This is a genomic window from Paraburkholderia tropica (genome assembly GCF_914484835.1).
GTDB lineage: Bacteria > Pseudomonadota > Gammaproteobacteria > Burkholderiales > Burkholderiaceae > Paraburkholderia > Paraburkholderia tropica_A.
Genome location: NZ_CAJZAR010000046.1, coordinates 1 through 14,596, shown reverse-complemented (window position 1 = coordinate 14,596; position 14,596 = coordinate 1). Strand labels below are relative to the sequence as shown.

The window sequence follows — 14,596 nt, the reverse complement described above, 5'->3', positions numbered from 1 at the left end:
ATCGCTTGATTCTTCGGCATGCTAAATGTATTGCGTGCAATCTGATTGAGCTGGTGATAGCAAAACCCCGTAATCGTGCTGCATTCTTCAGTATTTAACATAATGCAAATTAGCGCACTTTTACTATAGCCAAGTATGCCAGGATTGCTGCATCGATCCTGCCCACGCGCAAAGTTTCTCTCGATAGCGCACCATGAGTTCTCCGACCTCGGTATAACGCGCCGGTCCCGATCCACTCAACCGCACCCAGACGCCTCATGGACGACAATCGACGCCCGATCAAATCGCGTTCCAACGCGGCAATCGTCGCGCTTTCCTCATTCCTCGCGGGCACGCGCGTCACGCCCAACCAGATCTCGTGCGCAAGCGCGGTATTCGCGTTCATCGGCGCGCTCGCGCTGCTCAATCCCGAGAGCATTGCCGCCATGATCGCGGCGATCGTCTGCATCCAGTTGCGCTTGCTGTGCAATGTCGTCGATGGACTGGTGGCCGTCGAAGGCGGCAAAAAGTCGATCGTCGGGCCGATCTTCAACGAGTTTCCCGACCGCGTCGCCGACAGCCTGTTGCTGGTGGCCGCGGGCGTAGCGGCCGGCGTGCCGTGGCTCGGCTGGGCGGCCGCGCTGTTCGCGGCGCTCACGGCTTACGTGCGCGTGTTCGGCGGCTCGGTGGGCGTGCCGCAGCGCTTCATCGGGCCGATGGCCAAGCAGCATCGCATGGCCGTGCTCACGCTCGCCTGCGCCGCAACGATGGTCGAAACCTGGCTGCATCGCCAGCACGTTTGCCTGTTCATCGCGCTCGTCGTCATCGTTGCCGGCAGCGCGCTGACCTGCGTGACGCGCACACGCGCGCTCGTGCAGGACCTGCACGCCCAGCAGCAGACCACGGAGGAAAACCGCCATGCGTAACGTGATGCAGCGCTGGCTGCTCGGCGTCGTGCGGCTCGTGGTGGGCGCGCGCGGACGCTATGCGAGCACGCCGCCCGATGCGCGCCAGACCATCTATTTCGCGAATCATTCGAGCCACGTCGATACGCTCGCGATTCTCGCCGCGCTGCCGCCGGACCTGCGCGCGAGCGTGCGCCCGGCCGCCGCGCGCGACTACTGGGACGCCACGCCGATGCGCCGCTTCATCGCCAATCGCGTGCTCGGCGTGGTCTACGTGACGCGCCAGGGCGCGGCGGGCGAAGATCCGTTGCAGGCTGTGCGCGACGCGCTCGCCGCGGGCTGGTCGATCATCATCTTCCCGGAAGGCACGCGCAGCGCGACCGGCGAAATCGGCCCGTTCAAGAGCGGCCTGTACTGGCTTTCGCGTGAATTTCCCGAGGTGCGGCTCGTGCCCGTGCATCTGTCCGATCTCGTGCGCGCGATGCCCAAGGGCAAGCTGTTGCCGGTGCCGATCAACTGCCATGTCTCGTTCGGCGATACCGTGCCCGGTGCGGCAACGCTCGACAAGGACACCTTCCTGGCCACGGCGCGCGAGGCCGTCATCCACCTTCAAGAATCGGTACGGGGATAAGCGATGCCGCACGTTTTCTGGATCACGATCATCGGCGTTCTCGCCCTGCTCTGCGTGTTCACGCTGGTCGGTGCGGTGTTGCGCGCGCGACTGGGCGCGGGCAATGCAACCATCGTCAACATGAACCAGCGCATCTCGGCCTGGTGGGTCATGATTGCCGTGGTCACGGCCGCGCTCTGGCTCGGCCCCTATGCGACGCTGTTCCTGTTCTTCATCTGCGCGTTCTTCGCGCTGCGCGAATTCATCACGCTCACGCCGACCAAGCCCGCCGATTACTGGTCGCTCGTGCTGGCGTATTACGTCGCGCTGCCGGTTCAGTTTCTGCTGGTGGCGCTCAACTGGTACGGCCTGTTCGCGATCTTCATGCCGGTGTACATGTTCTTCGTGCTCGCGGCCGCCGCTGCATTCGCGCAGGACACGGCCGAGTTTCTCGAACGCAACGCGAAGATCCAGTGGGCGCTGATGGTGTGCGTCTATTCGCTGAGCCATGCGCCCGCGCTGCTGTTGCTGCCCTTGCCGCATTACTTCGGCAATAACGGTCCGCTGTTGCTGTTCTTTTTGCTGGTCGTGCAGTCGAGCGACGTGTTTCAGTATGTCTGCGGCAAGCTGTGGGGCAAGCACAAGCTTTCGCCGCACGTGAGCCCGTCGAAAACCTGGGAAGGGCTGATCGGCGGCGGCGCGCTCGCCATCGGGCTCGGCACCCTGCTCCACGGCCTCACGCCATTCAATCTCTGGCAGGCCGTGCTGATGTCGGCGGTCACGGTGATCGGCGGCTTCGTCGGCGGCCTCGTGCTCTCCGCCGTCAAGCGCTCGATGGGCGCGAAGGACTGGGGCGTCATGATCGCCGGCCACGGCGGCATGCTCGACCGCGTCGATTCCATCTGCTTCGCCGCACCGATCTTCTTCCACCTCACCCGTTATTTCTTCGTGCCGCCCGGCTGCTGAAGCGTGCGGGCTCGCTCGCTTCATGCGCATTGTGCTGCGCATGAAGCGGTCAGCTCGCTTGCGCCCGCGTGATACAGCCTATAGGCTGTATTTTTCATTTACAGCCTTAAGGTTGTATTTTGCATTTACAGCTTATAGACTGTGGATATGTCATCCGCCGCGTCATCGGTTTCGGAGCTTCGCGTGGACTATCCGCTCAAGACCATCAGCCAGTTGCGCCCTCTGCTGCTGGGTTTCCGCAAAAAAAACGGCTTCACCCAGGAGAAGGTCGCGCAGCGTCTCGGCATCTCCCAGCAAAGCTACGCCGCTTTCGAAGCCAATCCCGGCGCCGCTAGCGTCGAGCGGCTCTTTCGCGTTCTGCGCCTGTTGAGCGTCGACATGCGCCTGTTCTCCAGCGAGCCCGACACGGTGTCTGCGCCGCGCGCAACGCCGTCGAAACCGCGTGCCGCCGCCGTGAAGAAAAGCGCCACAGCGGCGAAATCAGCGAAACCGAATACGAAGCCGAATACGAAACCGAAGCCCCAGGCCGTCACGCCGAAAAAGCGCCCTGCCGCCCCGGCAAGCGCGAGCGGCGTGAAGCCTGCGAAAGCAGCAAAAGCCACGAAGACGACAAAAGCCACGAAAGCCAGGAAAACCACGCCCGCGAAGCAAGCACCCAAAGCCGCCCCAACCCCGCCGCGTAAAACGCAAACCGCCTCGAAACCCCGCAAGCGGGAGGACTGGTAATGGCGCGTCCACGCCTCGCCAACCGCCTCGATCTCTGGATGAACGGCCTGCCGGTCGGGCATTGGGAAATCGTGCGCGGCGTCGAGCGGCTCGCCTATGCCGAAAGCTGGCTCGCGGACGAGCAAGGCCGCCCGCTGTCGCTTTCGCTGCCGTTTACACCCGGCAATCAGCCCTTGCGCGGCGAGATCGTCACCGATTACTTCGACAATCTGCTGCCCGACAGCGAACGCATCCGCCGCCGCATCGCCACGCGTTACCGCACGGGCGGCACCACGCCGTTCGAACTGCTGGCCGTGCTCGGCCGCGATTGCGTGGGCGCGCTGCAACTGCTGCCCGCGGGCGAGGCGCCTGTGGATCTGGAGCGTATCGAAGGACGTCCGCTCGACGAGAACGCCATCGCCCAGTTGCTGCGCGACACCACGGCCACGCCGCACGCCGCCGAACACGACACCGTCGGCGACCTGCGTCTGTCGATCGCCGGCGCGCAGGAAAAAACCGCGCTGCTCTGGCATGACGGCCAGTGGCTGTTGCCCACGGGCAGCACGCCGACCACCCACATCCTCAAGCTGCCGCTCGGTCTCGTCGGCAATATGCGCGCCGATATGCGCACTTCGGTCGAAAACGAATGGCTCTGCGCGCAGATCGTCGCGGCGTTCGGCCTGCCGATCGCGCCCTGCGAAATCGCCGAATTTGAGGACGTGAAGGCGCTCGTGGTCGAGCGCTTCGACCGCCGCCTGTCGCGCGACGGCCGCTGGATCGTGCGGCTGCCGCAAGAGGATCTGTGCCAGGCGACCGGCACGCCGGGCCTGCTCAAATACGAAGCCGATGGCGGCCCCGGCATCAACGCCGTGATGGCGGTGCTCGGCGGCTCGGTGCGCGCGGCGGACGACCGTCGCCACTTCTATCTCGCGCAGATGATCTTCTGGCTGCTCGCCGCCACCGACGGCCACGCCAAGAATTTCAGCATCGCGCATCTGCCTGGTAGCCGTTACACGGCGACGCCGCTTTACGACGTGCTGTCCGCGCATCCGATCATCGGGCGCGGCCGCAATCAGGTCGCCGCGCAGCGCGCGAGCCTCGCCATGGCCGTGCGCGGACGCAACGCACATTACCGCATCGCGCAGATCTTGCCGCGTCACTGGATCGCGCAAGGTCAGCGTGTGGGGTTTTCAATCGATCAGGTCGAGGAAATGATGGCGACGGTCGTGGCGCAGACCGAACCCGTCATCGACGAAGTGGGCGCGCGGATTCCGCGTGAATTTCCGCTCGATGTCGCCGATGCCGTGTTCGCGGGCATGCGCAGGCTCGCGCGGGTGCTGGGCGGCTGATCGACGAAAAGATGAAAAAGCGGACGTAAAAGCGACGAAAAAGCGACGACGCCGAAACCGGCGCCGTCGCGGATAAAGATGCCGCCGCGAAAAGCGGCGGCGAAGGTTGTCGTGGCGCAGCCGCGCTTAGTGATGACGCTTGGTCATGTCCTTCGCGGCTTCCTTCAGGTCGCCCATATTCTTGCGCGCCTGGCCGGCGGCCTGTTGCATGTCGCCCTTCAGTTCGCGCTGCGGGTTGTCGGTGGCGCGGCCCACTGCTTCGTTGACCTTGCCCTTGATCTTTTCTGCCGTGCCCTTCACCTGGTCCTTGTTCATGGTGCATCTCCACGTAGAAGCGACGGTGCGTCGCGACACCTTCGTTATCGCACGCGCCGTGCCCGACGCCGCGCGATCCCTGCGTGACGCGCGCGGTGTTCAGCCCGCCGTCCGCCCCGGTGTTCAGTAACTGAACGCTTTACCGCGCGCGGCCCCGCCGCGACGGGGCCTTGCGGGACGCGAACAATTCCCGATTGTGACGCTGGCCCTCATTCCTTAACCTCGCGTCGTTGCGTCGATGGCGCGTGCCGTCGATACCGCCGCCCCCATTTCCAGGTTCCAGGTTTCAAGGAGTCAGCATGAGCGTCACCTCTTCCCCCCGCATTCTCGACAGCGACGTCTGGCAAGGCCGCCTCTTCACCGGCGCCTGGCGCGACGGCACCACGAGCGCCGACGTCCTCGAACCCGCGACGGGCAAGCGTCTCGCGAGCATCGGCATGGCCGACGCCGCGTTGGTCGCCGAATCGTCGAAGGCCGCGTTCGACGCGCAGCAGGCGTGGGCCGCGCTGCCCTACGACGAACGCGCCGCCGTGCTGCGCCGCGCCGCGCGCCTCGCCGAAGACGCCTTCGACGAAATCGCCGGCTGGATCGTGCACGAAAGCGGCTCGACGCGCGGCAAGGCCGGCTTCGAAACCCAGGCGACCGTCAAGGCGCTGCACGAAGCGAGCGCGCTGCCCTCGCGCTCGGCGGGCGAAGTGCTGCCCTCGGTGCCCGGCCGCCTCTCGCTCGCGCGCCGCCGCCCGCTGGGCGTGGTCGGCGTGATCTCGCCGTTCAACTTCCCGCTCTATCTGGCGATGCGCGCCGTTGCACCCGCGCTCGCGCTCGGCAACGCCGTGGTGCTCAAGCCCGATCCGCGCACCTCGGTTTGCGGCGGCTTCGCGATCGCGCGTCTGTTCGAACTCGCGGGCCTGCCCGCGGGCGTGCTGCACGTGCTGCCCGGTGACGGCGCGGCGGGCGCGGCGCTCACGAGCGATCCGCACATCGCCATGATCCAGTTCACGGGCTCGACGGGCGCGGGCCGCAAGGTCGGCGAGGCGGCCGGACGGCATCTGAAGAAGGTTTCGCTCGAACTGGGCGGCAAGAATTCGCTGATCGTGCTCGACGACGCCGATCTCGATCTGGCCGTCGCCAACACCGCCTGGGGCGCGTATCTGCATCAGGGGCAGATCTGCATGGCGACGGGCCGCGTGCTCGTGCAGCGCAAGATTTACGATCGTTTCGTGGAAAAACTGGTCGCGAAGGCCCAAAGCCTCACGGTCGGCGACCCGGCCACCGAAAACGTCGCGCTCGGCCCGATCATCAACGCCGCGCAGCGCGATCACGTCGCGCGCGTGCTGGCCGCCGCAAAGGACGCGGGCGCGCGCGTCGAAACGGGCGGCGGCTTCCGCGACCTGTTTTTCGAGCCGACCGTGCTGAGCGGCGTGACCGCGCAAAACCCCGCATTCAACGAGGAAATCTTCGGCCCGGTAGCCGTGGTCGTGCCCTTCGATAGCGACGACGAAGCCATCGCGCTCGCCAACGATACGGAGTACGGACTATCGATGGCCGTGGTCACGTCGAACGTGGGCCGTGCGCTGCGCATGGGCGAGCGGCTGCGCACGGGCCTGCTGCATATCAACGATCAGACCGTCAACGACGAAGTGATCAATCCGTTCGGCGGCGTGGGCGCGTCGGGCAACGGCACGAGCATCGGCGGCCCGGCGAACTGGGAAGAATTCACGCAATGGCAATGGCTCACGGTCAAGGGCGAAGCGCCGCTCTACCCGATCTGAACCTCGACACAATCGAAGCCATCGACACAAGGAGACGCAACATGAGTACGACAACCGTCACGGCAGCCGTCGCGCGCGGCAAAGGCGAGCCGTTCACGATCCAGAAAGCACGCCTGCGCGGCCCGAAAGACGACGAAGTGCTGGTGCGTGTGGTGGCCACCGGCCTGTGCCACACCGACCTGATCGTGCGCGACCAGTACTATCCCGTGCCGCTGCCCGCCGTGCTCGGGCACGAAGGCGCGGGCGTGGTCGAAGCGGTCGGCCCCGGCGTGAAGAACCTCCAGCCCGGCGATCACGTCGTGCTGACCTATGGCGCGTGCGGACATTGCCAGCCTTGCGCGGGCGGCCACGGCGCGTATTGCAGCCACTTCTTCGGCCTGAACTTCGGCGGCGCCGATCTCGAGGGCCACACCGCCATCGAAGACGAGGAAGGCCGTCCGCTGCACGATCACTTCTTCGCCCAGTCGTCGTTCGCGAGCCACGCGCTCGCCCGCGAAAACAACGCGATCAAAGTGTCGAAAGACGCGCCGCTCGAACTGCTCGGGCCGCTCGGCTGCGGCATCCAGACCGGCGCGGGCGCCGTCATCAACTCGCTCAAGGTCACGCCGGGCAGCAGCTTCGCGAGCTTCGGCGCGGGCGCGGTCGGCCTCTCCGCGGTGATGGCCGCGCGCGTGGCGGGCGCGACCACCATCATCGCCGTCGATATCGTGCCCTCGCGGCTCGAACTCGCGAAGGAACTGGGCGCGACGCACACGATCAACAGCCGCGAAGTCGACGTGGTCGAGACGATCCGCGCGATCACGGGCGGCGGCGTGAACTTCGCGCTCGAATCGACGGGCATTGCGCCGGTGCTGTCGAGCGCGATCGAATCGCTCGGTACGCTGGGCGCGATCGGCGTGGTGGGCGCGCCGCCGCTCGGCACCAAGGCCGAGTTCGACATCAACAGCCTGCTACTGAACGGCCGCACGATTCGCGGCATCGTGGAAGGCGACAGCGTTCCGCAACGCTTCATTCCGCAACTCGTCGAGCTGTATCAGCAAGGGCGTTTTCCGTTCGACAAGCTCGTGAAGTTCTATCCCGTCGAGCAGATCAACGAGGCCGCCGAGGACAGCACGCGCGGCGTCACGCTCAAGCCGATCCTGCGTTTCTCGCACGCCTGACGTTCTCATACGTTGCAGCGTGTGACTGCGGGCGCGACGTCAGGCGCGCGCCGGCTGCGGTATCCTCGCATGAGCCCGCCTGCGCCGCGCCCCGCGCGCGGCTTTGGCCCGGACGGACGGCATGGCGCCCCTAAAGTGCCGCGCCGCCCGTCCTTTCGTTTTCGCACCACCCTTGTTGCTTCACCCCATGCCACGACGGGAGCCCGCATGAATCGCAAGTCCGCGCCGGAAACCGTGCAGGCCAGCGCGCTCGCGCGGCTGCATTCGGCCCGCGAGCGTTTCGGCGACGGCGAGCAACTGCCCGCCGCGCTCATGCCGGATCTGCTGCCCGAATCGGTCGCGCGCTCCTGGGCGCGTTCGCGCGACGCGGGCGTGCTGCCGCGGCAGGCGCCCGAATACGAGTTGCTCAAGGGCACGCGCAGCGTGCGCGAATCGCACGAAGACCGGCGGCTCTATAGCTGCATCGTCGATGAAATCGAGCAGCTCTGGGACGCCTTCGGCGGCGACGACTGGACCATCTTCTGCGTGAATCCGCACGGCACCGTCGTCCATGCACGCCGCAGCCCCGCCTGCGATGACGATCTGATCCTGCCGATCATCGCGGGGCGGCGCATTCTCGAATCGCATATCGGCACGACGGCGCCCAGTTGCGTGCTGCACGAAGGCATCGAGGTGACGGTCGCGAACGGCCAGCATTATCTCGACCAGTTCGAGCGCGTGTCCTGCCTCGCAGTGCCGCTGTTCGGGCTGCATGGCGAAGTGATCGGCGCGCTCGATCTCACCGGCACGGGCCAGCGCGATCTCGCGCAGGTCAAGGAGCAGTTCCGGCTGGCCGCGCTCGCGGCTGAACAGCGTTTATTCGCGACTTTGCGCGGCTGTCATTTGCTGCGCGTTCAGCACGATCCGCGCTGGCTCGCCACGCCGCTCGCGGGCGTGCTGGCCGTCGAGGAGAACGGCGATTTGCGCGCCGCGAGCCGCATGGCGCGGCGCATTCTCGGCTTGCCCTACGGCGCGCCGCTGCCGGGTGTCTCGCTGCACGATCTCTTCGACGACGCGCCGCCCGCGCTGCTCAGGCGTCTGCTCAAACCTCAGCGCGGTCCGCAGCGCATCGCGCGCGCGGACGGCAGTCACGTGTGGATGCACTATGCGCGCGCGCCGCTCAATCGCAGCACGGCGCGGCGCGTGGGGGCCGGATTCGGCGATCATGCCGATTACGCAGGACATGCCGGTCATGCCGCCCCTGCCGGAGCAGCGCCGAAAGACGGGGCGCGGGAACCGGCTGAGCCCGCTGACAAAACCGCCGCTAAAACCGGCGCGAGTCTCGAAGAACACACGCTCGGCGCAGTGCAGCAGGCGATGCTCGACCACAACGGCAACGTGGCCGCCGTGGCACGGCAATTGCGCATCTCGCGCACGACCGTCTACGCGCGGCTGAAGCAGTTGCGCGAAACCGGCATGTTCAACGATGACGCGACAGGTAGCACCGATTGACGAATCATCGGCGCCAGGTCGGCGTGAACGGACGTGACGCTGGCCGACAATTCAGGCTGTAACTGCGAATAATTCTGGTTGACGCCGTCGTTCGCGCGGTCGCCGCGCCGACTGTCTATCCTCCTGGTATGCCCACGCGCCCACCGACACGGTCAGGAGAACCTCATGCAAGCCGATCCGAAAGTTATCGAATATCTGAACGCCGAACTCAAGAACGAGCTCACGGCCATCAATCAGTATTTCCTGCATGCGCGCCTCTACAAACATTGGGGGCTGACCGCGCTCGGCAAGCATGAATATGACGAATCGATCGAGGAGATGAAGCACGCGGACAAGCTGATCGAGCGCATTTTCATGCTCGACGGCCTGCCCAATCTGCAAGACCTCGGCAAGCTGTTGATCGGCGAAAGCACGGGCGAAATGCTCGAATGCGATCTCAAGCTCGAACGCATCGCGCAGGCGCAATGCAAGGAAGCCATCGCGTATTGCGAATCGGTGAGCGACTTCGTGTCGAGGGAAATCTTCGTCGAAATTCTCGACGACACCGAAGATCATATCGACTGGCTCGAAACGCAGATCGACCTGATCGACAAGATCGGCATCCAGAATTATCAGCAGTCGAGCATCGGCTCGGTTAGCTGATTCAGCGACGCATAAAAAAGCCCCGCGCGGCTCACACCGCGCGGGGCTTTTATTCGAGAATTCGCGATCGAAAGCAATCGAACGCGATCGCCTCAATCGTGCGCCATCGCGCGCTCGACGCTGATATGCGTCGGCATCATGTTGACGTTCGCGTTGTGCATGACCCACAGCGACAGCCCGACGATCACCGCAATCAGAAATGCCGTGCAAATAAAGATGCCGGTGTTCGCACGCTGGCTGCGCGACGATCCGATATGCAGAAAGTAGCCGAGCTGCACGACGAGCTGCGCGACGCACAGCACGACGATCGCCACGAGCCCCATCGCGGGCGGCACGAGATGAAACATCACCACGCCGAACGACGCGAGCGTGAGCACGAGCGACAGCACCGTGCCGATCATGTAGCCCTTGAAGCTGCCGTGGCCGCTCTGCGGGGCCGCATGATTAACATGAGAATGGCTCACAGCACACCTCGCAGATAGACAAAGGTAAACACGCAGATCCACACGAGATCGAGAAAGTGCCAAAAGAGGCTCAGGCACGCGAGGCGGCGCTGGATCGCGTCGGTCAGACCGAACTTGAAGGTCTGGTGCATCATGATCGCGATCCACAGCAGACCCGCCGTCACGTGCAGACCGTGCGTGCCGACCAGCGTGAAATACGCCGAGAGATACGCGCTCGTATGCGGACCCGCGCCATCGGCGATGAGCTTCGCGAACTCGTTCACTTCCATGCCGACGAAACCTGCGCCGAACGCGAACGTGATCGCAAGCCACACGATCACCTGCGCGCGCTTGCCTGCGTGCAGATTCAGCATCGCCATGCCGAACGTCACGCTGCTCGCGAGCAGCAACAGCGTTTCGCCCAGCACATAAGGCAGTTCGAACAATTCCTTCGCGCCGGGACCGCCGGCCGTCGCGTTCGCGAGCACGCCGAAGGTGGCGAACAGCGTCGCGAAGATCAGACAGTCGCTCATCAGGTAGATCCAGAAGCCGAGCGTCGTCTTGGTGTTGTCGCCGTGGCCGTGATCTTGAGCGTGTCCGTGATGTGTCGTTGCAGCGTGCGCCATGACTTACGCAGCCTCCTTGATGTCCAGTTCCGCGAGCTGCGCGAAGCGCGCGTTTTCGATGCGCGCGACTTCCGCCGCCGGCACCCAGTAATCGACGTCCTGGTCATAGCTGCGCACGATGAACGTCACGATCATGCCGATGAGCCCCGCCGCCGCGAACAGCCACATGTGCCACACCGCGGCGAAGCCGAACAGCAGGCTGAACGCAGCGATGATGAAACCCGCGCCCGTATTGCGCGGCATGTGGATGTCTTCGTAGTGCTCGGCCTGCTTGTACGCGGTGCCCGCTTCCTTGTTGTCCCAGTGCTGTTCCATCGAGGTGATCTTCGGCATCACGGCGAAGTTGTAGAACGGCGCGGGCGACGAAGTCGACCATTCGAGGCTGCGGCCATCCCACGGATCGCCGGTAACGTCGCGGTTCAGATCGCGGTCGCGGATGCTCACGTAGATCTGCACGACCAGCGCGAGAATGCCGAGGCCGACGAACACCGCGCCCACCAGCGCCACCACGAGCCACGGATGCCACGACGCCACTTCGTAATGGTTCATGCGGCGCGTCATGCCTTCGAAGCCGAGGATGTAGAGCGGCGTGAACGCGAGCCAGTAACCGATCAGCCAGCACCAGAACGAGACCTTGCCCCAGAACTCGTTGAGCGTGAAGCCGAACACCTTCGGGAACCAGAAGCTGATGCCCGCGAGGCAGCCGAACACCACGCCGCCGATGATCACGTTATGGAAGTGCGCAACGAGGAACAGCGAGTTGTGCAGCACGAAGTCCGCGCCCGGCACGGCCAGCAGCACGCCCGTCATGCCGCCCACGGCGAACGTCACCATGAAGCCGATGGTCCAGAGCGTGGCGCTGTGATAGCGGATGCGGCCGCGATACATCGTGAACAGCCAGTTGAACAGCTTCACGCCGGTCGGGATCGAAATCACCGTGGTCATGATGCCGAAGAACGCGTTCACGTTCGCGCCCGAGCCCATCGTGAAGAAGTGATGCAGCCACACGAAGAACGAGAGAATGCCGATCGAGGACGTCGCGTACACCATCGACTTGTAGCCGAACAGCGGCTTACCGGAGAACGTCGCGATGATTTCCGAGTACGCGCCGAACGCGGGCAGGATCAGGATGTACACCTCGGGGTGGCCCCACACCCAGATCAGGTTGATGTACATCATCGCGTTGCCGCCAAGCTCGTTCGTGAAGAAGTGCATGTCGAGATAGCGGTCCATCGTGAGCAGCGCGAGCGTGCCGGTGAGCACCGGAAACACCGCGACGATCAGGATGTTGGTGATGAGCGCGGTCCACACGAACACCGGCATCATCATCAGCTTCATGCCCGGCGCGCGCATGCGCAGGATCGTCACGATGAAGTTGATGCCCGAGAGCGTCGTGCCCAGACCCGACACCTGCAACGACCAGATGTAGTAGTCCATGCCCACCGTTGGACTGTAGCCCAGTTCCGAGAGCGGCGGATACGCGACCCAGCCCGTGGCCGCGAAATCGCCGACGAACATCGAGACCATCACGAGAATCGCGCCCACGACCGAGAGCCAGAACGACAGCGAATTCACGAACGGATACGCGACGTCGCGCGCGCCGATCTGCAACGGCACGACCACGTTCATCAGTCCGAGAATCAGCGGCGTGGCCACGAAGAAGATCATGATGACGCCGTGCGCCGTGAAGATCTGGTCGTAGTGATGCGGCGGCAGATAGCCGGCCGCGTCGCCGTAAGCGAGCGCCTGTTGCGCGCGCATCATGATCGCGTCGGCGAAACCGCGCAGCAGCATCACGATCGCGAGAATGATGTACATGACGCCGATGCGCTTGTGATCGACCGAGGTCAGCCACTCGCGCCACAGATAGCCCCACTTCCCCGCGAACGTGATCGCGGCGAGCAGGACAAGGCCGCCGAGCGCCACGACGGCGCCGGTGCCCATGATGATCGGCTCGTGCCAGGGTACGGCATCGAGCGTGAGTTTTCCGAACATGTGTGATTACTCCGCTGCCAGGATGGCGGGCGCGCGCGCGCCGCTGCGTTCGAGGGTGAGCGCCGGCACGTTCGCGCCGGTGCCGCAAATCGGGTTGCCGTGAACGTCGCGCATGTATTTGTCGACGACGCCTTCGAACAGGCCCGGCGCGACGTTCGAATAGAGCGTCACGGGGGTCTTTTCGCCGGGGATCGCGAGGCGCTCGTAGGCGCCGCGGCTCAGCATCGTGGGCGAGGCTTTGGCGCGGGCGATCCATGCGTCGAAGTCGGCGCGGCTGGTGGCGAGCGTGTCGAAGTGCATGTCGGAGAAACCCGGTCCGCTGAAGGCGGCCGAGCGGCCCGCGTAGACGCCGGGTTCATTCGCGATCAGATGCAGCTTCGTTTCCATGCCCGACATCGCATAGACCTGGCTGCCCAGTTGCGGAATGAAGAACGAGTTCATCAGCGACTCGGCGGTCAGACGGAACGACACGGGCGTGTCGACCGGAATCGCCAGCTGGTTCACGGACGCAACGCCGTAATCGGGATAGATGAACAGCCACTTCCAGTTGAGCGCGACCACATCTACGCGGATCGGCTTCGTCTGCGATTCGATCGGCTTGTACGGATCGAGCGAGTGCGTCGTGCGCCAGATCAGCACGCCGAGCGTAAGCACGATCACACAGGGAATCGACCACACGATGACTTCGATCGCGGTCGAATGCGCCCACTTCGGCGCGTAGGTCGCGTCCGTGTTGGACGCGCGGTAGCGCCACGCGAACCACAGCGTGAGCGCGATCACGGGAATCACCACCAGCAGCATCAGGCCGAGCGCGATCAGGATCAGGTTCTTTTCCTGCACGCCGATGTCGCCTTTCGGGTCCATCAGCACGGAGCTGCAACCGCCGAGCAAGGCCAGCGCGCCGCTCGCGGCGAACGTTGCGGCCGCGCGTAACGGCCTGCTTGTCGGCGGGTGAAAACGGGAGGTGTGGGTGGAGTGTGGCTGCGGCGGGCCGCCTTCAAAGGACGGTCCTCTTCGAGAAAGGGATTGGCGCATGTCGGGTTCCAGGGTTGACGAACGCGCAAACCCGTCGATACAGCGCGTGCCCGGAATGCCTCGCCGCTTTGGTCAGGCTCCGCCGCGGCAGTGGCCATACATGCACCATATGTATGGATTTACGCGATTCGTGTCCGCATGCTAGAGTAAGACATGATACATACATGGTGCGTCAGGATGACGCAAGGTCAATGACGCAGCCCATCGAGCACGAATCCGAATCCGATCACGCCGCCTCGCCGTGGGCGTCGGCGCTCACGCGCGGCAGCGGTCCGCGTTACCTCCAGCTCGTCGATTTCATCGAGCGCGCCGTGGCCGACGGCACGCTCGCGCCCGGCGACCGCGTGCCCGCGCAGCGCGGGCTGGCCAACCTGCTCGGCGTCGATCTCACCACCGTCACGCGCGCCTTCAACGAGGCGCGGCGGCGCGGACTGATCGAGGCGCGCGGGCCGCTCGGCACCTTCGTGTCCGCGCCGCGCGCGGAACTCGCGCAGCGCGTGGACCTGAGCATGAACATCCCGCCGCCGCCCGTGGGTATCGACACCAACGCGCTGCTGCGCGAAGGGCTTTCGCGCCTGCTGCTGCGCAGCGACGCCGATCTGC

Annotated in this window: 15 protein-coding genes; 10 read left to right on the top strand and 5 right to left on the bottom strand. The window is 64.9% G+C overall.

The annotated features are described in order from the left end of the window. Positions 1-257: 257 nt before the first annotated feature. The 5 genes from LDO54_RS14800 (at position 258) to LDO54_RS14780 (ending at position 4,514) form a co-directional block, all read left to right on the top strand. Positions 258-905 (top strand): CDP-alcohol phosphatidyltransferase family protein, encoded by a 648-nt coding sequence (locus tag LDO54_RS14800; RefSeq protein ID WP_224011444.1) that lies wholly within the window; start codon positions 258-260, stop codon positions 903-905. Then, entirely contained in the window at positions 898-1,515 is a 618-nt protein-coding gene (locus tag LDO54_RS14795) for a lysophospholipid acyltransferase family protein (protein ID WP_224011443.1), read from the top strand. The genes LDO54_RS14800 and LDO54_RS14795 overlap by 8 nt, the downstream gene beginning before the upstream one ends. 3 nt (positions 1,516-1,518) lie before the next feature. Next, positions 1,519-2,460 (top strand): phosphatidate cytidylyltransferase, encoded by a 942-nt coding sequence (locus LDO54_RS14790; RefSeq protein WP_224011442.1) that lies wholly within the window; start codon positions 1,519-1,521, stop codon positions 2,458-2,460. A gap of 183 nt (positions 2,461-2,643) precedes the next feature. Next, entirely contained in the window at positions 2,644-3,186 is a 543-nt protein-coding gene (locus tag LDO54_RS14785) for a helix-turn-helix domain-containing protein (RefSeq protein ID WP_224011441.1), read from the top strand. Beyond that, complete coding sequence (locus tag LDO54_RS14780; protein WP_224011440.1) at positions 3,186-4,514, top strand: type II toxin-antitoxin system HipA family toxin; 1,329 nt, start codon at positions 3,186-3,188, stop codon at positions 4,512-4,514. The genes LDO54_RS14785 and LDO54_RS14780 overlap by 1 nt, the downstream gene beginning before the upstream one ends. A gap of 126 nt (positions 4,515-4,640) precedes the next feature. Here the strand turns inward: LDO54_RS14780 and LDO54_RS14775 are convergent, their stop codons facing one another. After that, on the bottom strand, positions 4,641-4,829 hold the full coding sequence (locus LDO54_RS14775; protein ID WP_224011439.1) for a CsbD family protein: 189 nt from the start codon (positions 4,827-4,829) through the stop codon (positions 4,641-4,643). A 299-nt stretch (positions 4,830-5,128) separates the two neighbouring features. Between LDO54_RS14775 and LDO54_RS14770 the strand changes: the two genes are divergently transcribed. From LDO54_RS14770 to bfr, 4 genes are all read left to right on the top strand, one after another. After that, a complete protein-coding gene (locus LDO54_RS14770) occupies positions 5,129-6,601 on the top strand; it encodes a benzaldehyde dehydrogenase (protein ID WP_224011438.1) in 1,473 nt (490 codons plus the stop codon). Positions 6,602-6,642: 41 nt separating this feature from the next. Then, on the top strand, positions 6,643-7,761 hold the full coding sequence (locus LDO54_RS14765) for an NAD(P)-dependent alcohol dehydrogenase (RefSeq protein WP_224011437.1): 1,119 nt from the start codon (positions 6,643-6,645) through the stop codon (positions 7,759-7,761). Between the two features lie 207 nt (positions 7,762-7,968). Next, complete coding sequence (locus LDO54_RS14760; RefSeq protein WP_224011436.1) at positions 7,969-9,252, top strand: helix-turn-helix domain-containing protein; 1,284 nt, start codon at positions 7,969-7,971, stop codon at positions 9,250-9,252. 165 nt (positions 9,253-9,417) lie between these two features. Next, on the top strand, positions 9,418-9,894 hold the full coding sequence (gene bfr / locus LDO54_RS14755; protein WP_224011435.1) for a bacterioferritin: 477 nt from the start codon (positions 9,418-9,420) through the stop codon (positions 9,892-9,894). Positions 9,895-9,986: 92 nt separating this feature from the next. On the opposite strand, the gene cyoD is transcribed toward bfr, so the two are convergent. From cyoD to cyoA, 4 genes are read right to left on the bottom strand one after another with little or no spacing between them, the layout of a single operon-like run. Next, on the bottom strand, positions 9,987-10,358 hold the full coding sequence (gene cyoD, locus LDO54_RS14750) for a cytochrome o ubiquinol oxidase subunit IV (protein ID WP_224011434.1): 372 nt from the start codon (positions 10,356-10,358) through the stop codon (positions 9,987-9,989). Next, positions 10,355-10,963, bottom strand: coding sequence for a cytochrome o ubiquinol oxidase subunit III (gene cyoC / locus LDO54_RS14745; protein WP_224011433.1), 609 nt, complete (start codon positions 10,961-10,963; stop codon positions 10,355-10,357). Before cyoC ends, cyoD begins: the two co-directional genes overlap by 4 nt. A gap of 3 nt (positions 10,964-10,966) precedes the next feature. Then, positions 10,967-12,958, bottom strand: a complete 1,992-nt coding sequence (gene cyoB / locus LDO54_RS14740) for a cytochrome o ubiquinol oxidase subunit I (RefSeq protein ID WP_224011432.1) — start codon at positions 12,956-12,958, stop codon at positions 10,967-10,969. A 6-nt stretch (positions 12,959-12,964) separates the two neighbouring features. Continuing rightward, positions 12,965-13,993, bottom strand: a complete 1,029-nt coding sequence (gene cyoA / locus LDO54_RS14735; protein WP_436975594.1) for a ubiquinol oxidase subunit II — start codon at positions 13,991-13,993, stop codon at positions 12,965-12,967. A 191-nt stretch (positions 13,994-14,184) separates the two neighbouring features. Between cyoA and LDO54_RS14730 the strand changes: the two genes are divergently transcribed. Continuing rightward, positions 14,185-14,596 (top strand): GntR family transcriptional regulator (locus tag LDO54_RS14730; RefSeq protein ID WP_224011430.1); only part of this gene is annotated, 412 nt, incomplete at its 3' end.

What these genes read in the sequence shown, in the direction of transcription:
- cyoA (WP_436975594.1), bottom strand. Translation starts at nt 13,993, where the DNA reads ATGCGCCAATCCCTTTCTCGAAGAGGACCGTCCTTTGAAGGCGGCCCG.
- LDO54_RS14765 (WP_224011437.1), top strand. Translation starts at nt 6,643, where the DNA reads ATGAGTACGACAACCGTCACGGCAGCCGTCGCGCGCGGCAAAGGCGAG.
- LDO54_RS14760 (WP_224011436.1), top strand. Translation starts at nt 7,969, where the DNA reads ATGAATCGCAAGTCCGCGCCGGAAACCGTGCAGGCCAGCGCGCTCGCG.
- LDO54_RS14780 (WP_224011440.1), top strand. Translation starts at nt 3,186, where the DNA reads ATGGCGCGTCCACGCCTCGCCAACCGCCTCGATCTCTGGATGAACGGC.
- LDO54_RS14775 (WP_224011439.1), bottom strand. Translation starts at nt 4,829, where the DNA reads ATGAACAAGGACCAGGTGAAGGGCACGGCAGAAAAGATCAAGGGCAAG.
- bfr (WP_224011435.1), top strand. Translation starts at nt 9,418, where the DNA reads ATGCAAGCCGATCCGAAAGTTATCGAATATCTGAACGCCGAACTCAAG.
- LDO54_RS14790 (WP_224011442.1), top strand. Translation starts at nt 1,519, where the DNA reads ATGCCGCACGTTTTCTGGATCACGATCATCGGCGTTCTCGCCCTGCTC.
- cyoC (WP_224011433.1), bottom strand. Translation starts at nt 10,963, where the DNA reads ATGGCGCACGCTGCAACGACACATCACGGACACGCTCAAGATCACGGC.
- LDO54_RS14795 (WP_224011443.1), top strand. Translation starts at nt 898, where the DNA reads ATGCGTAACGTGATGCAGCGCTGGCTGCTCGGCGTCGTGCGGCTCGTG.
- LDO54_RS14770 (WP_224011438.1), top strand. Translation starts at nt 5,129, where the DNA reads ATGAGCGTCACCTCTTCCCCCCGCATTCTCGACAGCGACGTCTGGCAA.
- LDO54_RS14800 (WP_224011444.1), top strand. Translation starts at nt 258, where the DNA reads ATGGACGACAATCGACGCCCGATCAAATCGCGTTCCAACGCGGCAATC.
- cyoB (WP_224011432.1), bottom strand. Translation starts at nt 12,958, where the DNA reads ATGTTCGGAAAACTCACGCTCGATGCCGTACCCTGGCACGAGCCGATC.